General features: G+C 68.9%; 18 protein-coding genes, 1 tRNA gene and 2 pseudogenes. 12 read left to right on the top strand and 9 right to left on the bottom strand.

From position 1 onward, the window contains the following. A pseudogene (locus tag QZ670_RS01545) lies at positions 1-1,424 on the bottom strand (toprim domain-containing protein); the annotation flags it as partial. Between QZ670_RS01545 and QZ670_RS01540 the strand changes: the two are divergent. Further along, a pseudogene (locus QZ670_RS01540) lies at positions 1,419-3,107 on the top strand (DNA gyrase subunit B); the annotation flags it as partial. The pseudogenes QZ670_RS01545 and QZ670_RS01540 sit on opposite strands and share 6 nt — an antisense overlap. A 76-nt stretch (positions 3,108-3,183) precedes the next feature. On the opposite strand, the gene QZ670_RS01535 reads toward QZ670_RS01540, so the two are convergent. Both QZ670_RS01535 and QZ670_RS01530 read right to left on the bottom strand, forming a co-directional pair. Then, positions 3,184-3,453, bottom strand: a complete 270-nt coding sequence (locus QZ670_RS01535; protein ID WP_294251050.1) for a hypothetical protein — start codon at positions 3,451-3,453, stop codon at positions 3,184-3,186. Beyond that, positions 3,450-3,737 carry a DUF1488 family protein gene (locus QZ670_RS01530; protein ID WP_294251047.1) on the bottom strand — a complete coding sequence of 96 codons (288 nt, stop codon included), beginning with the start codon at positions 3,735-3,737 and terminating at the stop codon, positions 3,450-3,452. Before QZ670_RS01530 ends, QZ670_RS01535 begins: the two co-directional genes overlap by 4 nt. A 147-nt stretch (positions 3,738-3,884) precedes the next feature. Between QZ670_RS01530 and QZ670_RS01525 the strand changes: the two genes are divergently transcribed. Both QZ670_RS01525 and QZ670_RS01520 read left to right on the top strand, forming a co-directional pair. Continuing rightward, entirely contained in the window at positions 3,885-4,619 is a 735-nt protein-coding gene (locus QZ670_RS01525; protein ID WP_294251043.1) for an SDR family NAD(P)-dependent oxidoreductase, read from the top strand. Positions 4,620-4,710: 91 nt separating this feature from the next. After that, a complete protein-coding gene (locus QZ670_RS01520; RefSeq protein ID WP_294251040.1) occupies positions 4,711-5,916 on the top strand; it encodes a DUF445 domain-containing protein in 1,206 nt (401 codons plus the stop codon). 186 nt (positions 5,917-6,102) lie between these two features. On the opposite strand, the gene QZ670_RS01515 is transcribed toward QZ670_RS01520, so the two are convergent. Then, the gene (locus QZ670_RS01515; RefSeq protein ID WP_294251037.1) at positions 6,103-6,321 is read right to left on the bottom strand and encodes a hypothetical protein; all 219 of its coding nucleotides are present in this window, start codon (positions 6,319-6,321) and stop codon (positions 6,103-6,105) included. Between the two features lie 38 nt (positions 6,322-6,359). After that, entirely contained in the window at positions 6,360-7,343 is a 984-nt protein-coding gene (locus QZ670_RS01510) for an SDR family oxidoreductase (RefSeq protein WP_294251035.1), read from the bottom strand. A gap of 146 nt (positions 7,344-7,489) precedes the next feature. Here QZ670_RS01510 and QZ670_RS01505 point away from each other — a divergent pair, with 146 nt between their 5' ends. Then, positions 7,490-8,320, top strand: a complete 831-nt coding sequence (locus tag QZ670_RS01505; protein ID WP_294251032.1) for an amidohydrolase family protein — start codon at positions 7,490-7,492, stop codon at positions 8,318-8,320. Between the two features lie 60 nt (positions 8,321-8,380). Continuing rightward, the gene (locus QZ670_RS01500; RefSeq protein WP_294251029.1) at positions 8,381-9,388 is read left to right on the top strand and encodes a zinc-binding alcohol dehydrogenase family protein; all 1,008 of its coding nucleotides are present in this window, start codon (positions 8,381-8,383) and stop codon (positions 9,386-9,388) included. A gap of 19 nt (positions 9,389-9,407) precedes the next feature. Here QZ670_RS01500 and QZ670_RS01495 read toward each other — a convergent pair whose 3' ends face one another. Beyond that, a complete protein-coding gene (locus QZ670_RS01495; RefSeq protein ID WP_294251026.1) occupies positions 9,408-9,752 on the bottom strand; it encodes an L-rhamnose mutarotase in 345 nt (114 codons plus the stop codon). A gap of 131 nt (positions 9,753-9,883) precedes the next feature. Between QZ670_RS01495 and QZ670_RS01490 the strand changes: the two genes are divergently transcribed. Further along, positions 9,884-10,921 carry a LacI family DNA-binding transcriptional regulator gene (locus tag QZ670_RS01490; protein ID WP_294251023.1) on the top strand — a complete coding sequence of 346 codons (1,038 nt, stop codon included), beginning with the start codon at positions 9,884-9,886 and terminating at the stop codon, positions 10,919-10,921. 3 nt (positions 10,922-10,924) lie between these two features. On the opposite strand, the gene QZ670_RS01485 is transcribed toward QZ670_RS01490, so the two are convergent. Beyond that, positions 10,925-12,238, bottom strand: a complete 1,314-nt coding sequence (locus QZ670_RS01485) for a sensor histidine kinase (RefSeq protein ID WP_294251019.1) — start codon at positions 12,236-12,238, stop codon at positions 10,925-10,927. Beyond that, the gene (locus tag QZ670_RS01480) at positions 12,235-12,906 is read right to left on the bottom strand and encodes a response regulator transcription factor (RefSeq protein WP_294251017.1); all 672 of its coding nucleotides are present in this window, start codon (positions 12,904-12,906) and stop codon (positions 12,235-12,237) included. Before QZ670_RS01480 ends, QZ670_RS01485 begins: the two co-directional genes overlap by 4 nt. A 111-nt stretch (positions 12,907-13,017) precedes the next feature. Here QZ670_RS01480 and QZ670_RS01475 point away from each other — a divergent pair, with 111 nt between their 5' ends. Beyond that, positions 13,018-13,659 (top strand): hypothetical protein, encoded by a 642-nt coding sequence (locus tag QZ670_RS01475; protein WP_294251014.1) that lies wholly within the window; start codon positions 13,018-13,020, stop codon positions 13,657-13,659. Positions 13,660-13,802: 143 nt separating this feature from the next. Here the strand turns inward: QZ670_RS01475 and QZ670_RS01470 are convergent. Next, positions 13,803-13,889: transfer RNA gene (locus QZ670_RS01470), tRNA-Leu, on the bottom strand. A gap of 144 nt (positions 13,890-14,033) precedes the next feature. Between QZ670_RS01470 and QZ670_RS01465 the strand changes: the two genes are divergently transcribed. From QZ670_RS01465 to QZ670_RS01445, 5 genes are all read left to right on the top strand, one after another. After that, positions 14,034-14,969 (top strand): complex I NDUFA9 subunit family protein, encoded by a 936-nt coding sequence (locus tag QZ670_RS01465; protein ID WP_294251011.1) that lies wholly within the window; start codon positions 14,034-14,036, stop codon positions 14,967-14,969. A 68-nt stretch (positions 14,970-15,037) separates the two neighbouring features. Next, positions 15,038-15,844, top strand: coding sequence for an undecaprenyl-diphosphate phosphatase (locus QZ670_RS01460; protein WP_294251006.1), 807 nt, complete (start codon positions 15,038-15,040; stop codon positions 15,842-15,844). A gap of 122 nt (positions 15,845-15,966) precedes the next feature. Beyond that, entirely contained in the window at positions 15,967-17,427 is a 1,461-nt protein-coding gene (locus QZ670_RS01455) for an NAD(P)-dependent oxidoreductase (RefSeq protein ID WP_294251003.1), read from the top strand. Next, positions 17,424-18,107: a DUF2059 domain-containing protein gene (locus tag QZ670_RS01450; RefSeq protein ID WP_294251000.1), complete on the top strand. Its 684-nt coding sequence runs from the start codon at positions 17,424-17,426 to the stop codon at positions 18,105-18,107. The genes QZ670_RS01455 and QZ670_RS01450 overlap by 4 nt, the downstream gene beginning before the upstream one ends. Continuing rightward, positions 18,107-18,835, top strand: coding sequence for a DUF2059 domain-containing protein (locus QZ670_RS01445; protein ID WP_294250997.1), 729 nt, complete (start codon positions 18,107-18,109; stop codon positions 18,833-18,835). The genes QZ670_RS01450 and QZ670_RS01445 overlap by 1 nt, the downstream gene beginning before the upstream one ends. The last annotated feature ends 26 nt before the right edge of the window (positions 18,836-18,861 follow it).

Below are 18,861 nucleotides of genomic sequence, written 5' to 3'. Positions count from 1 at the left end.
GTGGCGTTGCCGTCCTCATCGGTCGGCACGACGTCCGCCGACGGCTCGGTCGCGGCGTTGCGCAGCGGCACCAGCTTGGCGGCATGGGCGAAACTCTCGGCCTGTTCGGCGGCCAGCGTGTGCAGCTTGCGCGCCTCGGCCGAGGCGATGAAGCTGGCCTCGACGATGTGATGGTCGGTCACGCCGCGCCATAGCCGCTCAAAATGGACGCCGCCATCTTCCGTGAGCCGCGCCGACCAGCGCGCCTCGTGATCGCCCGATTCCAGCCGGCGCGTGGTCTCGACCACCGTCGCCATCCGCTGCTCGCGGGTGAGCACCGGATCGAGCGCCCCGGCCAGCGCCAGCACCTCGATGATCGACGCGTCATAACGGCGCGGCACGTAGCGCATCAGGGTCCGCATCCGCCGCGCATGGTCGACCAGTGCCTTCAGGTCATTGCCCGACCGCGCACCGCCCGCGCCCTCCAACACCATCGTCGAGACGCCCGCCTCGACCAGATATTCGTCGAGCGCGGTGTCGTCCTTCAGATACACCTCCGACCGGCCCTTGGTCGCCTTATACAGAGGCGGCTGCGCGATATAGAGGTGCCCGCGCTCGATCAGCTCGGGCATCTGGCGATAGAAGAAGGTCAGGAGCAGCGTACGGATATGCGCGCCGTCGACGTCTGCGTCGGTCATGATGACGATCTTGTGGTACCGCAGCTTGTCCGCGTTGAAATCGTCGCGGCCGATGCCGGTGCCCATCGCCTGGATCAGCGTGCCGATCTCCTTGGACGAGATCATGCGATCGAACCGCGCGCGCTCGGTATTCAGGATCTTGCCGCGCAAGGGGAGGATCGCCTGGAAATGGCGGTTGCGCCCCTGCTTGGCCGAACCACCGGCAGAGTCACCCTCGACCAGGAAGAGTTCGGACTTGGCGGGATCGCGCTCCTGACAATCGGCCAGCTTGCCGGGCAGCGAAGCGATGTCCATCACGCCTTTGCGCCGCGTCAGTTCGCGGGCGCGCTTGGCGGCCTCGCGCGCGGCGGCGGCGTCGATCACCTTGGCGATGATCGCACGGGCGTTCTGCGGATTCTCTTCCAGCCAATCGGCCAGCTTGTCGGCGATCAGCGATTCCAGCGGCTGGCGCACCTCGGACGAGACCAGCTTGTCTTTGGTCTGGCTCGAAAACTTCGGATCGGGCAGCTTGACCGAGACGATCGCGGTCAGCCCTTCGCGCATATCGTCGCCGGTCAGCGTGACCTTCTCCTTCTTCAGGAGGCCCGACTTGTCGGCATAATTGTTGAGCGTACGGGTCAGCGCGGCGCGGAAGGCGGCGATATGGGTGCCGCCGTCGCGCTGCGGGATGTTGTTGGTGAACGCCAGGACGTTCTCATAATAGCTGTCATTCCATTCCAGCGCGACATCCATGCCGATCGCATCGCGCTGGAGTGGAACGACTCCTACTATGAGAACGTCCTGGCGTTCACCAACAACATCCCCCAGCGCGACGGCGGCACGCATATCGCGGCGTTCCGCGCCGCGCTGACCCGCACGCTCAACAATTATGCCGACAAGTCGGGCCTCCTGAAGAAGGAGAAGGTCACGCTGACTGGCGACGATATGCGCGAAGGGCTGACCGCGATCGTCTCGGTCAAGCTGCCCGATCCGAAGTTTTCGAGCCAGACCAAGGACAAGCTGGTCTCCTCCGAAGTGCGCCAGCCGCTGGAATCGCTGATCGCCGACAAGCTGGCCGACTGGCTGGAGGAAAATCCGCAGAACGCGCGTGCGATCATCGCCAAGGTCATCGACGCGGCGGCGGCGCGTGAGGCGGCCAAGCGCGCACGTGAACTGACCCGGCGCAAGGGGGTGATGGACATCGCCTCGCTGCCCGGCAAGCTGGCCGATTGCCAGGAGCGCGATCCCGCCAAGTCCGAACTCTTCCTGGTCGAGGGTGACTCGGCCGGTGGGTCGGCCAAGCAGGGGCGCAACCGTCATTTCCAGGCGATCCTGCCCTTGCGCGGCAAGATCCTGAACACGGAGCGCGCGCGGTTCGACCGCATGATCTCGTCCAAGGAAATCGGCACGCTCATCCAGGCGATGGGCACCGGCATCGGCCGCGACGATTTCAACGCGGACAAGCTGCGTTACCACAAGATCGTCATCATGACCGACGCCGACGTGGACGGCGCGCATATCCGCACGCTGCTGCTGACCTTCTTCTACCGCCAGATGCCCGAGATCATCACCAACGGGCACCTCTATATCGCCCAGCCGCCGCTCTATAAGGCGACCAAGGGCCGGTCCGAGGTGTATCTGAAGGACGACGCGGCGCTCGACCAGTATCTGGTCGATGCGGGCGTGGGCGGCACGGTGCTCGACACCAATGGCAGCCAGCGCTCGGGCGAGGACCTGCGCACGCTGGTCGAGCATGCCCGCCGCATGCGTACCCTCATGCGCTACGTGCCGCGCCGCTACGATCCGATGATCATCGAATCGCTGGCACTGGGCGGCGCGCTCGATCCGTCGGTGAGCCGCGAACAGCATGCCGAGGAACTGAAGACCGTCGTCGCCCGGCTCAACGCCGCGGACACCGAAGCCCGGTGGAGCGCGCGCATCACCGAGGATGGCGGCTATCATTTCGAGCGGCTCTGGCGCGGGGTGACCGACCATCACATCGTCGAGGCGAGCTTCCTCGTCTCGGCCGAGGCGCGCAAGCTGCACACGCTGGCGAGCGAGCAGGCTGCGGCCTATCTGACGCCGTCGAAGCTCGTCTCCAACAAGGGGCTGGCGACCGAGGTGGATGCGCCGGTGCCGGAGGAAGAAGCGCCCGTCGCCGTCGGCAAGGGCGAGAGCCTGGTGTCCCGCCCGTCGCAGTTGCTCGACGCGATCCTCGCCTTCGGGCGCAAGGGCCTGGCGATCCAGCGCTACAAGGGGCTGGGCGAGATGAATGCGGAGCAGCTGTGGGAAACCACGCTCGATCCGCAGAACCGCTCGATGCTGCAGGTGGCGATCGATCAGGCCGACGTGGCCGACGCGATCTTCACCCAGCTGATGGGCGACGTGGTCGAACCGCGCCGCGATTTCATCCAGGAGAATGCGCTCAGCGTGGCCAATCTCGACGTCTGATCGGGCGTCCGGCTGAGGGACCTTCCGCACCACCAAGAGGGGGCGTTGCAATCTTCAACGGCCCCTCTTCGGAGGCTCAGTCGGCAAGGCGCTCCGCGAGCGCCGCGATGCCCTCGCCTTCGAAGCGATTCACTGCCGCGCCGTCGATGTGCACCGGATGGTCGAGGATCAGGACGGCGTGCGCCCGATGGTCGGGGTCGAGGCCGCGCCAGGCGCGCACCGCGTCGCCCAGATTGGTGACCTCGGCGATGTCGCCGCCGCCGCGCACGACATTCTCCAGCGCCGCGCTCATCGTCCAGTCGATCGGCGGGTTTCTGGCGTCGTCGCCCCAGCGTGCTTCGGTCATGCGCGGGCCTCCTGGTCGAGGTCGTTCTCGCTGATCACGATGATCGACCGGTCGGGGCCGTTGGCGAGCGCGGCGAGGGCGGCCTGCGCGATCGGCTCGCGGTAGCGGCGGAAGCTTTCCTCGGCATCGCCGTCGGGCTTGCTGCCGCTCAGTGCCTCGATCACGCTGTACTGCACGGCGAACTGATACGATTCGCCGTCAACCCGACCATCGAACTCCACCTGGCGATCGTCGAGATTGTCGAACAGGGTGGTGTCGTCGATTTCCAGCTGCTCTGCGGCCATTCCAAATCCTCCATCGCTCGGGGACCGAAACCGCACGAGCATGGGCGCGGTTCCGCGAGGTCGGTCGCTGTGCCCCGCGCAAAAAGCTGATCCAAACTGCGTCGGCGTGCGTATAGGAGGGGAAACCCGTTACGCTCAGGAGTTGCCATGCCTACCGTACTCATCACCGGCGCCACCGCCGGGATCGGCGAAGCTTCGGTCCGCGCGTTTGCCGATGCCGGCTGGCATGTGGTCGCGACCGGACGCCGCGCCGATCGGCTGGAGAAGCTCGCCGGCGAGCGCGTCCACACCCTCGCCTTCGACATCCGCGACGACGCCGCGCGCGACGAAGCGCTGGCGAGCCTGCCCGCGCCCTTTTCCGAGATCGACCTGCTGATCAACAATGCCGGCCTCGCGCTCGGGCTGGAGCCGGCCCAGAAGGCGTCGCTCGACAATTGGCAGACGATGATCGACACCAACGTGACCGCGCTCGTCTCGATCACCCACAAGCTGCTGCCGGGCCTGGTCGAGCGGAAGGGCGGTATCATCAACCTGTCCTCGGTGGCGGCAACCTATCCCTATCCGGGCGGTAATGTGTACGGCGCGACCAAGGCATTCGTCCGCCAGTTCACGCTCAACTTGCGCGCCGACCTGATCGGCACCGGCGTGCGCGTCACCTCGATCGAGCCGGGCATGGTCGAGACCGAGTTCACCCTGGTCCGCACCGGCAGCCAGGAAGCCTCGGACAAGGTCTATGCGGGCGTGAACCCGATGACCGCCGAGGACATTGCCGAGACGATGCTGTGGGTGGCGACGCTGCCGCCGCACTTCGCGGTCAACACGCTGGAGCTGATGCCGGTGAACCAGGCGAACGGCCCGTTCGCGGTGCACCGCGAAGGCTGAGCGGAGCGCACGCGGCCCCCGCAGCGTTGCACCACCCATGAGCCTTGCCCCCCGTCTCCGCAGCGACCCTCCGCCCGCCGGCCTCCGGCGCATGCGGATGGTCGCCACCGGCCTGCTGCTGGCGATGGCGGCGCTGTTCCTCGCTGCCCGCCATGTCCAGGGGCTGCACCCGGCGCTGCCCTTCGTCCGCGCCTTTGCCGAGGCGGCGATGGTCGGCGGGCTGGCCGACTGGTTCGCGGTGACCGCGCTGTTCCGTCACCCGCTCCATTTGCCGATCCCCCACACCGCGATCATCCCGCGCAACAAGGATCGCATCGCCGAGACGCTCGGCCAGTTCCTCCGCGCCAATTTCCTGATCCCGCGGGTGGTGGCGCGGCGGATGCAGCGGCTGGACGTGGCGGGGGCGGCGGGGCGCTGGCTGGCGGCGCCGTCGCACGGCACCGGGCGGATCGGCGCGGGGGCGTCGCGGCTGGCGGCGAACATTCTCGAATCACTCGACCAGGAGCGGCTGGGCGGCATGGTGAAGGGCGCGATCGCCTCGCGGCTCCGCGCGATCGACGTCGCGCCGCTGTTCGGCCAGGCGTTGGCGGCGGCGATCGCCAATGGCCGGCACCTGCCGCTGCTCGATTCGATGATCCGGGGCGGGGCGCGCATCCTGGACGCGAACGAGCATCTGATCCGCGAGATGGTACATGCCCGCGCCGGATCGGTGATGCGCTGGACCGGGCTCGACGAGACGCTCGCGACCAAGATCATCGAGGGGCTGAAGAAGCTGATCGACGAGATGGCCGAGGATCCCGAGCATCCCGTCCGCGCCAAGGTGGAGGAGGGGCTGGAGAGCCTCGCCGACCGCCTCCAGCACGATCCCGAGCTGCAGGCGAAGGTGGAGAGCTTCAAGCTCGAGATGCTGGAGAACGAGGGCTTTCAGCGCTGGGTGGAAGGGCTGTGGGAGCAGAGCCGCGGCGCGATGCTGCGGCTGGCGCGCGATCCCGAGCGGGCGCTGGGCGGCCGGATGGGCGAGGCGCTGCGCCAATTCGGCGGCACGCTGCAGACCGATGCCAGGCTGGCGCGGACGATCAACCGCTTCGTGCGGCGCGCGGCGGTGGGGGCGGCATCGGATTATGGAGACGGCATCGTCCGGCTGGTCTCGGACACGATCCGCGGCTGGGATGCGCAGACGGTCACCTCGCGGCTGGAGAACGCCGTGGGCCGCGACCTGCAATATATCCGGATCAATGGCACCGTGGTCGGCGGGCTGGTCGGCGTGGCGATCCACGCGGTGGATGTGGTGCTGTAGCCAGCTTCAAGCCCCTGCCCTTTAGGCGCATCAGGTCGGCGCTGTCCCCGGCAGCGCCTAAACAGCGCCGGGCGCTGTTTACCTGATGCGGGTTGGGGTGGGGCTATGTCTCGCAGCGACCAACGGGCGTTCTGGAATCCCTCCACCCCCAAACCCCTCCTCCAAGGAGGAGGGGCTTAGGCCCCATTACGACGGATGCGCCTCGGCCTCGGCGTCGTCCCCCGCGTCCTGGGACAACTGCTCCGCTTCCACGAACGGGTCTTCTTCCCCCGTCATCGGGATCCCGTCTGGGTCGTCCCCGGCTAGCGCATCCAGGCGCCCGTCGCGCGGCGGTGCGCCCTGCGCGTCGACGGCATGGGCATGGCGTTCGGTCTCGGTACGGTCGCGCGTCGGATTGGTGGTCATCTGCATTCCTCTCTCAACGTCGAGGCGACGAACATAGCCTAGCTTGGTTCCGTGCGCGACGCGCGGCGGAGCAGTGCCGCACCGCTCAAGGCCAGCAGGGTGCCGCCGACCAGCAGCAACGGCAGCCGCCGCGTCACTGGCTTGCGGAAGCCGCCGTCCACGCGGGGAGCGTCGCCTGGCGAGTGGAACAGGTTGCCCGACGTGACCGCCGCCGGTCGCGCCTGGGCGAAATAGCCTTCGAACCAGCGGTCGATGATCTTCAGGCTGAGCGTTGGCGCGAGCGCATGGCCGATCCGCGCCGCCCAGTTCTGCGCGCCCACCAGCGTGGTGGCCCGAGGATGATCGGCGAGACGCACCACCGCTTCGGCGACGCGGCGCGGTTCGAGCAGCGGCGTCGGCGGGTGGATCGCCTTGCCGGTATAGTTGCCGGCATGATCGAGCGCGGGGGTGTCGACCAGCGCCGGATAGACGTCGCAGATATGAATGTGCGGGTGCGCCGCCTGTTCGGCACGCAGCGCTTCGGAAAGCCCCTTCAGCCCGAACTTGCTCGCCGAGTAGGCGGCGGCCATTGGCGCGGCCGCGAATCCGACCATCGAGATCATGTTGACGAACACACCCCGACCCTGACGCTGGAAGATCGGCAGCACGGCATGCGCTTCGTAGAGATGGCCCATCAGGTTGGATCGCAGCACCTGCTCGTGCGCCTCGATCGGCACCTCCTCGAACCGTCCGACCGCACCGATCCCGACATTGGCGAACCACAGGTCGATCGTGCCGCTGAACGCCTGTGCCGCCTCGGCCAGCGCCAGGACGGCGGCATTGTCGCCGATGTCTGTGGGAACAACCGCCACCGCCGCACCCCGCCCGCGCAACTCCGTGGCGAGCGTCTCCAGCGCCCCGGCATCGCGGGCGGCGAGCACCAGTTTCCAGCCGCGTTCGGCGAACAGTCGGGCGGTGGCGCGGCCGATTCCGCTGGAAGCGCCGGTGATCACGGCGGTGCGGGGGGAGGGGTTCGTCGCCATCTACATTCTCCGGCTGGCGGCACGCGGCGCCGTGTCGATCGACCAACCGGAGGGACAGGGAAGGGTTGCAAGCCTTGCAAAACAAAGCCTTGCGGGCGGGTACGGTTGCGCTTCCCGTGAAGCGCCCGGTTCCGCTATGCAGGGGCATGCGGATCGACGCCCACCACCACCTCTGGCACTATACCCCCGAAGCGTTCGGCTGGATCGAACCCGGCAGCGCCATCGCGCGCGATTTCGACACCGACGATCTCGCGCGCGAGATGCAGGCCGTCGGTATCGATCACGCCATTGCGGTGCAGGCCCGGCAGAGTGCGGGCGAAACCGCCTTCCTCCTCGACTGCGCCGCGCATCAGCCGCGGATCGCGGGCGTGGTCGGCTGGATCGACCTGCGCGCGCCCGACATCGCCGAGCGGATCGCTACGCGACCGGCGGGGCCCATCCTAGGCTATCGCCATGTCGTGCAGGACGAGCCCGATGCCGACTTCCTGCTGGGCGACGCGTTCGTGGCCGGCGTGCGTGCGGCGCTGGCGGCGGGGCTCAGCTACGACGTGCTGGTCAACGCCGCGCAGCTCGGCACCGTGGCCGCCTTTCTCGAGCGGGTCGGCGAGGGCCGGCTGATCCTCGACCATGCCGCCAAGCCGAACATCGCCGCGGGTGCCTGGCAGCCTTGGGCTGATCAGATTGCCGCCGCCGCGCGCTACCCGACCCTGTTCTGCAAGGTCTCCGGCCTGGTCACCGAGGCCGCACGAGACTGGCAACCAGGCGATTTCGAGCGGTATCTCGACCATGTCTTCGCCTGCTTCGGTGCCGAACGCATCCTCTGGGGATCGGACTGGCCTGTGTGCGAACTCGCCGGCCGCTATGGCGATACGCAGGAACTTATCGCTAGCTACGTAGCGCGCCACTACCCGGAAGCCGAGGGCGCGGTGTTCGGCGGCAATGCGGTGCGCGCCTATGCGATGGAGCTTGGCGCTTAGGAAAACCGACTTGCATATATGCGAACGGTCATGGCAGGGCTTCGGCAGGAGACCCATGCCATGCGTACCATCCTCTGCAACGCGCCGTTCGAGCTGACCCAGATCCAGCGCGAGGCGCCGACGCCCGGCCCCGGCGAGGTGCTGATCCGCATCCACCGCGTCGGCCTGTGCGGCACCGATTATCATATCTTCGCCGGCCGCCACCCCTTCCTGCAATATCCGCGGGTGATGGGGCATGAGCTGGGCGGCGAGGTAGTGGCGCTGGGCGATGGCACGACGCTGACGCTCGGGCAGACGGTCGCGATCAACCCATATCTTGCCTGCGGTCACTGCGTCGCCTGCCGCAAGGGCAAGCCCAATGCCTGCGTCAATATCCGCGTGCTCGGGGTGCACAGCGACGGTGGCATGGCCGACCTGCTGGTGGTGCCGGCGAGCGCGGTGATCGATGCCGAGGGGCTGAGCGTCGACCAGGCGGCGATGATCGAGTTTCTCGCGATCGGCGCGCACGCCGTGTCGCGCGTGCCCAAGGACGGTGAGGGGCGGATGCTGGTGGTCGGTGCCGGCCCGATCGGCATCGCCAGCGCGCTGTTCGCCCGGCTCGACGGGTTCGATGTGACCCTGGTCGACCAGCGCGCCCAGCGGCTCGCCTTCGCGCGCGAGCAGCTCGGCTTCGACGGCCTGGTCGTCGACGACGCGCTCGGCGACACGCTGGCAGCGCGGACGCAAGGCGACATGTTCGACGTGGTGATCGACGCGACCGGATCGCTGCCGGCGATGCGCCGCAGCCTCGATTTCGTCGGTCATGGCGGCGCGCTGCTGCTGGTCGGTGTGGCGCCGGGCGACCTCAGCTTCGCCGACCCCGAATTCCACAAGCGCGAGGCGGTGCTGATCGCCAGCCGCAACGCGCTGGTCACCGACTTCCAGCGGGTGATCGCGGCGATCCGCTCGGGCGACGTGCCCACCGACAAGCTCCACACCCACAGCGTCGATGCCGACGACCTCCCTCAGCGCCTGCCCGCGCTGATCGAGGAGGCCGATCATGTGCTGAAGGCGATCGTCGCCTTCTGACCGACGCCGTGTCCGTTGGTCAGGGCTGATCGGCGAGCGCGAAGATCTGTTCGGTCGGGACCCATTTCACGCCGGGCTCGGCAAAGGCGAGCCGGCGCTGGAAGCCGTCCATCAGCGTCTCCCAGGCTTGGACGTCGGGATCGGCAGCATCGCGCGCGCGCTTGGCCTCGGGATCGAAGCTCGGGCCGGTCTCCATCACCATCACCAGTCGGTCGCCGGCGTGCCAGATCTCCATCGCCTCGATACCGGCGTCGCGGATCGACTGGGTGACGGCGGCGGGCGGCCCGCCCGGGCGGTGCCAATGGCGATAGGCGGCGATCGCCTCCGGATCATCGTGCAGGTCGAGCAGCAGGACGTGGCGCATCGGGGTTCTCTCTCCTTGGTCAGGCCTGCATAGCTGCGCCCTGCCCTGGCACAAGCCGGCGTCGCATCGCGGCTTTTCCGATCCGCCCGCATCGCGTACGTCCTGCCGAAATCGGGGGCAGGGAGAGCAGCGTGGCGAAGGCGGGCAAGCCGGTGCAAGGAGCGACGATCATCGACGTGGCGGCCAAGGCGGGCGTGTCCGCCATGACCGTGTCGCGCGTGATCAATGGCCGCGCCGGGGTGAGCGCCGCGACGCGCGAGGCGGTGGAGCAGGCGATCGCCGAGCTCAGCTACGTCCCCAATGTCGCCGCGCGCAGCCTGGTCACCTCGGCCGAATTGCGCATCGGCGTGGTCTATTCCAATCCCAGCGCCGCCTTCATGAGCGAGTTGCTGACCGGCGTGTTCGAGGAAGCATCAACCTGGGGGGCGCGGCTGGTACTGCTCAAGGGGGAGGCCGGGCGCCCGCCGGCGGAAGCGGAACTGGCGCGGTTCGTCGCCTCGGGCCTCTCGGGCATCTTGCTCGCCCCGCCGCTCGGCGAGGCGCCGGTGGTGCTGCGCGCGCTGAAGGGGGCGGGCGTGCCGATCGCCGCGATCGGCGCCTATCATGTGCCCGGCGCCACCTGCGTGCGTATCGACGACCGCCGCGCCGCCTATGAGATGACGCGCCACCTGCTCGATCTCGGCCATCGCCGGCTCGGCTTCGTCGTCGGCAATCCCGACCAGGCGGCAAGCGCCGAGCGCCGCGCCGGGGTGGAGGATGCGATGCGCGATTTCCCCGATGCGGGCGTGCAGCTGGTGCAGGGGGATTTCAGCTATGCCTCCGGGCTCGCCGCGGGCGAGGAATTGCTCGACGGGCCCGCGCCGCCCACCGCGGTGTTCGCCAGCAACGACGACATGGCCGCCGCCATCGTCTCCGTCGCGCACCGCCGCCAGCTCGATGTGCCGCGCCAGCTCACCGTTGTCGGCTTTGACGATACCACCGCCGCGGTAACGCTGTGGCCGCCGCTGACGACGATCCACCAGCCGGTCCGCCGCCTGGCTGCCGAGGCGCTGGCGCTGGTCGCGGACGAGGCACGCGGCGCCTCGCCCAAGACCCGCACGCGCCGAGATCGCGTTCTGGAGCATGAGATCGTGAAGCGCAGTTCGACGGCAGTGCCGCCGAAGGGCTGATCGCTACGTCGTCGTACCGTCCGGGCAGGTCAGCCGCACGCGCAAGCCGCCGAGCGGGCTCTGCTCCAGCGCCATCGTGCCGCCGTACAGCGCCACCAGATCGCGGACGATCGCGAGTCCGAACCCGTCGCCTGCCGGGCCTTCGTCGAGCCGCACGCCCGGCTGCAACACCTGCTCCCGGCGCTCGGGCGGAATGCCGGGGCCGTCATCGTCGATCGTGAGGACCATGCGATCCGGCGCTTCGGCAGCGGCGGCTGCAAGAACGGTCTTGCGGGCGTGGCGCGCGGCATTGTCGAGCAGGTTGCCCAGGATTTCGGCGAGATCGTGCGTGTCGATCCCGATGCGGGCGTCGGGCGCGATTTCCAGTCGCACGCCGATCACCGGATACAGCGTGCCGAGCACGCCCGCCACATCGCTCGCGACGGGCGCAATCGCGGTGCTCGCCCGCCGGTTCACCGCGGCGGCGCGCGCCCGCGCAAGGGTGTGGCGGATCACGCCTTCGATTCGTCGGACCTGCGCGGCTTCCGGGGAGTCGGGTGCAATCGTGAGCGCCAGCGTTGCCACGGGTGTCTTCAGGGCATGGGCCAGGTTCGCCGCCGATTGCCGTGCGGCCGCCAGCGTGGCGGCATTGGCCGCGGCGAGCGCATTGAGTTCGCTTGCAAGCGGCTGCAGTTCCGCCGGCTGCGCCTCGTCCACCGAGCGGCGCTCGCCCCGCCGGATGGCGCCGATCTGCGCGACTAAAGCCGCCAGCGGCCGCAAGGCAAAGCGCAGCTGCACCCAGGCCGCCAGCGCGAAGATCAGCGCCAGGGCGACGATCACGCTGGCGAGCGGTAGCAGTGCCTCGCGAATCGGACGGCCGAGCACGCGGCCGGGTGCCACTGCGGTCAGCGTCACCGTGCCCGCGCTGCTCTCCAGCATGAGGCGGCGGGCATGCACGCGGCCCTTGCCATCGGTACCATCGAGCGGAGCAGGCGGCTGTGCAGCCGCCGCCGCGCCGGGCGGACCCGGGAAGGGCGGCCGCAGTGTCGGAAAATCGGCGCTGCCCAGCGTATCGCGCGGACCTTCGATCCGCCAGCGCCAGCCCGGCCCGGCGGCGAGCGCGCCCTGCCGCGCGGCCAGCCACGTTCGATCGACGCTGCCGTCCTTTCGGACGGCGCTGGCCAGCACCGCAAGCTGCGCATCGAGCCGCCGGTCGACCCCGCCGGTCACCACCCGGTCCAGCACGCCCGCCATGATCCAGCCGGCGAGCCCCAGTGCGACGAGCGTCGCAAGCGCCGACAGCAGCATCATCCGCGTGCGCAAGGACGCGCGCGTCATGCCGGCTGCTCGCCGCAGGTCAGCCGATAGCCGCGCCCGCGCACCGTCTCGATCCGCTCGGCGCCGATCTTGCGGCGCAGTCGGCCGATGATCACCTCGAGGCTGTTCGAATCGACATCGGCATCGCCTTCATAGACGCGCTCGAGCAGCTCGAGCCGTTCGATGACCACCTCGCGGCGCAGGATCAGCTGCGACAGCACCCGCCACTCGAACGCGGTGAGCTTGAGCGGCAGCCCGTCCAGCTCGAACTGCCCGGTCTGGCTCTCGAAGGCGAGCGGGCCGCAGGCGATGCGGGTCTGGGCATGGCCGGCGGCGCGGCGGACCAGCGCGCGCAGCCGCATCATCAGCTCCTCGACGCGGAACGGTTTGGTCATATAGTCGTCGGCACCGGCCTTGAACGCGGTCACCTTGTCCGCCCAGGCCTCGCGCGCGGTGAGCACCAGCACGGGCAGCGCGCGCCCGTTCGCGCGCCATGCGGCGAGGATCTCGGCGCCGGTCCTGCCCGGCAGCCCCAGATCGAGCACCGCCGCGTCATAGGCCTCGGTTTCGCCGAGATGCTGCGCGTCGATGCCGTCGGCGGCGAGATCGACCGCGCAATGCTCCGCCCGCAGCGCCCGCGCGATGGCGGGGCCGAGATCGGGGTCGTCTTCTACCAGCAGGATCCGCATGCGTTTCGCCTAGCTCCGCGGCTTAAACCCAAACTGAACCGCGAGGTTCAGCGGGGGTCGGATACGACTCGCTAGACCGGCGCCATCGAACACCCAAGAGGAGTTGATGAAATGACCGACTGGAAGAACACGCTGCCGCGCAATCGCCTTGCCGTGGCGGCCGCGGCGCTGCTGGCACTGGGTGCCGCGGGCGGCGCAGGTGCGGTGCAGCTCACCCGCCCCAGCGTGGAAATGGCGCCGACCGTGCCGACCGCGGTTGCGAAGCTTGCCCAGAGCAGCGGCATCGTGACCGTGAAGGGCCGCGTCGCCGAGACCTATGGCGATCGCTTCGTGCTGCAGGATGGTTCGGGACGGACGCTGGTGGATACGGGTCGGGGTGCTGCCGACGTCGAGTCCGGCGCGGCGCTGACGGTGCAGGGGCGCTATCTCGACGGCCAGTTGCACGCGTCCTACATCGTCGACGGGCAGGGCAATGTGCAGGCGGTAGGCGCCCCGCCGCCCCCGCCGGGTGGCCCGCACGGCCCGCCGCCGCCCCCGCCGCCGGGTGGTCCGGGCGCCCCGCCGCCGCCCCCGGGTGCCGGCGCGCCGCCGCCTCCTCCGCCGGGCGCAGTGCCGCCTGCGCCTGGCGCGGTGCCCCCGCCGCCGCCCCCAGGCGCGGTAGCTCCGCCGCCCCCGGCAGGCGCTGCGCCGATCACCGGTGCGGCGGTCCCGCCGCCCCCGGCACCGGTGCCCAGCCCGTCGCCGAGCCGCTGAGCCTCGCTCCGGCCCTCGCACCCAACGGTGCGGGGGCCTTGCGCATTTACACCGGACGCGACGAAGGGCCGCCAGTCGCAAGACTGCGGCGCTACGTCGTTGGTAGATCTGGATTTTGGCCTTCGCCCCCCAGCGGGGGAAAATGGTGCCCAGAAGAGGACTCGAACCTCCACGACCTTGCGATCGCCAGCACCTGAAGCTGGTGCGTCTACCAATTCCGCCATCTGGGCACGGGGTAGGCCGGCGCCTCTAGTGGAGGTTCGCGGGGGGTGTCAAACACTTTTTGTGAAAAATATTGGACTTCGCGTCGCGCTTGCCGTTTAGCCGTCCACACGGCATTGGGGCCGCACGTTTGCGAGGCAAAGAGGCGGAAGATGAAGGACAGGCTGGTAACCCTGATCGGCGGTGGGGGCTTCCTCGGCCGCTACGTGGCGCAGGAGCTGCTCGCCGCCGGCGCGCGCGTCCGCGTCGTCGAGCGCAAGCCCCGCGACGCCTGGTTCCTCAAGACCCAGGGCAATCTGGGCCAGACCCAGCTCGTCGTCGGCGACATCACCAAGCCCGAGACGCTCGCCCGCGCGCTGCAGGGCAGCGATGCGGTGGTGAACTTCGTCGGCATCCTCGCCGGCGATTTCGACAAGGTCCATGTCCAGGGCGCGCGCAACGTCGCCGAAGCGGCGAAGGCGGCTGGCGCCGGGGCGCTGGTGCACATCTCGGCGATCGGTGCCGACGCGAACTCGCCCTCCGGCTATGGCCGCAGCAAGGCGGCGGGTGAGCAGGCCGTGCTCGCCGCCTTCCCCGGTGCGACGATCCTGCGCCCCTCGATCGTCTTCGGGCGCGAGGATGCGTTCGTGAACCGCTTCGCCGGCATGATCGCGGGCGCGCCGCTGAACATCGTCCCCGTCGTGCGCGGCGAGACCAAGTTCCAGCCGGTGTTCGTGGCCGACGTCGCGCAGGCGGTGACGGCGGCGCTCGCTGACCCGGCGGCCCACGGCGGCAAGACCTATACGCTGGGCGGCCCGGACGTGCTGAGCATGTCGGCGCTGCTCCACTGGATCGCCGGTGCGATCGGCCGCAAGCCGCACTTCGTCGAACTGCCCGATTCGCTGGCAGGCCTGATTGCGTCGCTGCCCGGCACGCCGATCACGCGCGACCAGTTTGCGATGCTGCAGGCCGACAATGTCGTGCCGGCCGGTGCCGAGGGCCTCGCCGCGCTGGGCGTGCAGCCGACGCCGATGGCGACGGTGGCGCCGAGCTGGCTGGTGCGCTTCCGCCAGGCGGGCCGCTTCAGCCGCTTCCGCGCGACCGCCTGATCCATTCCCCCTGCCGGGCGGCGCCTTGCAGGGGGTCGCCCGGCGCGACCCCTTGAAGGAGCCTTTCCATGACCACGCTGCTGGTGGCGATCCTGCTCGGCATCGTCGAAGGCGTTACCGAATTCCTGCCGGTCTCCTCGACCGGGCACCTGATCCTCGCCAGCGAGCTGATGGGCTATGATTCGGCGCGCTGGGCGATGTTCAACGTCGTCATCCAGCTGGGCGCGATCCTAGCGGTGGTGGTGCTCTATTGGCGCACCTTCTGGGCGGTGCTCGACGGGCTGCTCAAGCTCAATCCCGTCTCGCTGCGCTTCGTGCGCAACCTGCTGATCGCGTTCATCCCCGCGGCGGTGATCGGCCTCGCGCTCCACAAGCATATCGAGGCGCTGCTCGGCGCGCCCAAGGTGGTTGCCTGGGCGCTGATCGTCGGCGGCGTCGCGATCCTCGTCATCGAGCGGCTGGTCAAGTCCGCGACGATCCACGGTATTGCCGAGATCCCGGTGGTGCGCGTGCTCGGCATCGGCTTCGTCCAGTGCCTGGCGATGGTGCCCGGCGTCAGCCGCTCGGGCGCGACGATCATGGGCGCCTTGTCGCTGGGCGTCGAGCGGCGGACGGCGGCGGAGTTCAGCTTCTTCCTCGCCATCCCGACGATGCTCGGCGCCACCGCGCTCGAGCTGCTTAAGAATCGCGAGATGCTGGCGACGAGCGGCGTGGGCTGGGGCGAGATCGGCGTCGGATTCGTCGTCGCGTTCGTCGTCGCGCTGGCGGTGATCAAGTGGTTCGTGGGGATCGTGAGCAAGCATGGCTTCATGCCCTTCGCGCTCTATCGTATTGTTGCGGGAACGGCCGCGCTGATTTGGCTATCCATGCGATAAGGCCGATACGGACCTTTGCGGTGCGGATTTTTGTGCCTCGACGGCTAAAATACCGGTTATGAACCCATATAGGTAAGTATTGCTGTCTTTATTGCTCTGCTGCTCTCCTGTAGGGGAGCGGCATGGCTGACGATCCCATGCTCAAATTCGTCGGGCGCCCGCAGGCGTACCCGGCAAAGCGCCCCGCCGAGCTGCGTGCGGAAGACTTTCGCGAGATCGCGGAACGCTATGCGGTGCCCGATGCGGAATCGCAGGCAGGCCGCTGCAGCCAGTGCGGCGTGCCCTATTGTTCGGTGCACTGCCCGCTCCATAACCATATTCCGGACTGGCTGCGCCTGACCGCCGAGGGGCGGCTGCAGGAGGCGTACCAGCTCTCCAACAGCACCTCGACCATGCCCGAGATCTGCGGCCGCATCTGCCCGCAGGACCGGCTGTGCGAAGGCAATTGCGTGATCGAATTCTCCGGCCATGGGTCGGTTACGATCGGCTCGGTCGAGAAGTTCATCACCGATACCGCCTGGGCCGAGGGCTGGGTGGAGCCGGTGCAGGTCGGGCGCGACCGGGGCCAGTCGGTCGGAATCATCGGCGCGGGGCCCGCCGGCCTTGCCGCCGCCGAATATCTGCGCGGCTATGGCTATGCCGTGCACGTCTACGATCGCTACGATCGCTCGGGCGGGCTGCTCACCTATGGCATCCCCGGCTTCAAGCTGGAGAAGGACGTGGTGATGCGCCGCGTCGACCGGCTCGAGAAGGCGGGCATCGTCTTCCACCGCAATTTCGAGGTCGGCCGCGACGCGACGCTGGGCGCGCTCCGCCAGCGCCACGATTCGATCCTGATCGCCACCGGCGTCTACAAGGCGCGGGCGATCAAGGCGCCGGGCGTCGGCACCAAGGGCGTGGTCGACGCGCTCGACTATCTGACCGCGTCGAACCGGAAGAATTTCGGCGACGCGGTGCCGGCCTATGACGATGGCAGCCTCAACGCGCTGGGCAAGCATGTCGTGGTGGTCGGCGGCGGCGATACGGCGATGGACTGCGTGCGCACCGCGATCCGCCAGGGCGCGGCTTCGGTGAAGTGCCTCTATCGCCGCGACCGGGCGAACATGCCGGGCTCGCAGCGCGAGGTCGCCAATGCCGAGGAGGAAGGCGTCGAATTCGTCTGGCTGTCCGCGCCGGAAGCCTTCGAAGGCACCGAGCAGGTGAGCGGCGTGCGCGCCTCCAGGATGCGCCTCGGCGCGCCCGACGCCTCGGGCCGCCGCGCGCCCGAAGTCGATCCGGGCGGTGCGCTGCAGATGCCGGCCGACCTCGTCATCAAGGCGCTGGGCTTCGAGCCCGAGGACCTGCCCAAGCTGTTCGGCGCCGAGGAACTGGGCGTCACCCGCTGGGGCACGCTGCGCACCGACGGCAAGACGATGATGACCAGCATGGACGGCGTGTTCGCCGCCGGCGACATCGTCCGCGGCGCGAGCCTGGTCGTCTGGGCGATCCGCGACGGCCGCGATGTGGCCGCGCACATGCATGCGTGGATGAAGGCGCACACCAAGGCACCCGTCGCGGCCGCGCGTGCGGCGAGCCTGGCATGAAGGCGCTCGCTGCCGCGCTGCTGATGGCGCTCGCCTCGCCGGGCATCGCCCTCGCGCAGCCTTCCCCGGAGACGCACGCCCCTCAGGCGGGGGACGCGCTGAAGCTGGCGAGCCTGCTCATTCCCGAGGCGCAGATCCCGACGCTGATCGGCGCCGGCTTCCGCCCGGCATTCGCGGCGGGACTGGCCGCGAACGCCGAGGCCAAGGCACGCTATGAAGCGCATCCCGGCATGCAGGAATTCGTCGCCGATCGCGTTTCGCAGGCAGTGGCCCGGCTGGCGACTGCCGACCTGCCCAGCCTGCGGGAGCAGCTGGCGCAGGTGGTGCGCGACGAGCTCGAGCCGCAAGAGATCGTCGATACCATCACCTTCTTCGAAAGCCCCACAGGCGTGAAGATGCGGGCACGCGCAAATGCCGCCCTCGGGGAAAAGGGCGCAACCAGCGCCGAGGAAGGACAGAAGATCGCGGTCCAGGCGGCCGTGGCCAATCTGACTGCCGAAGACTATCCTGCGATCACGGCCTTCGGCCAAAGTTCGGCAGCGAAGAAGATGCCACTGGTGAACGCCAAGGTCACAGAAGTCAGCAGGGCATGGGGCGCCCAGCTCAGCAAGGCGAATGGTCCGGCGCTGGCCGCGGCACGATCGGCGGCCGAGGCCGAGTTCTTGGCGAAGGCGAAGTGATGCGTCCGGTTCTTGCCGGCCTAGCGCTCGCGCTTGTCGCCACGCCCGCATTGGCGCAGACCCAGCCCGTCGCCTCGGCACCGCCGACTGCCGCGCCCGATCCCGCACGCCTCGCGGTCGCGCGCGAGCTGGCCGACAAGCTGATCCCGCAGGGCATGTACCAGCGGATGATGGGCGAGAATTTCAACCGCATGATGGAATCGATGGTCGGCTCCGCCGCGGAGATCCCGATGCGCGACTTCGCGCAGATGGGCGGGATGAGCGAGCAGGACGTCGCCGCGCTCGGCCAGACCACGCTGCGTGAGCTGATGGAGATTTACGATCCCTATTGGAAGGAACGCCAGCAGCGGATGATGCGCTCGATGATGGGCGAGATGGGCAAGCTGATGTCCACGCTCGAGCCCAAGGTGCGCGTCGCGCTCGCCCGGGCGTACGCCCGCGAATATACGCTGCCCGAGCTGCAGGACCTCCAGCGCTTCTTCGCGACGCCGGCGGGAAGCCATTATGCGCGCAGCTCGATGGAGCTGATGATGGGCCCGGACATGACCCAAGCCATGGCGGAAGCGATGCCTCAGATCATGCAGCAGATGCCGGCGCTGGTGCAGGCCGCCCAAGCCGGCACCAAGGACCTGCCGCCGCCGCGCAAGCCCGAGGATCTGACGCCCGAGCAGCGCGAGAAGATCCTGAAGCTGCTCGGACCCAAGGCCGAGCAGCCCGCCAAGAAGTAAGCACCGCATCCCCCCGAGGACGCGCG

The sequence above is a fragment of the uncultured Sphingomonas sp. genome, from assembly GCF_913774285.1.
GTDB lineage: Bacteria > Pseudomonadota > Alphaproteobacteria > Sphingomonadales > Sphingomonadaceae > Sphingomonas.
This window is presented reverse-complemented; position numbering and strand designations above follow the sequence as displayed.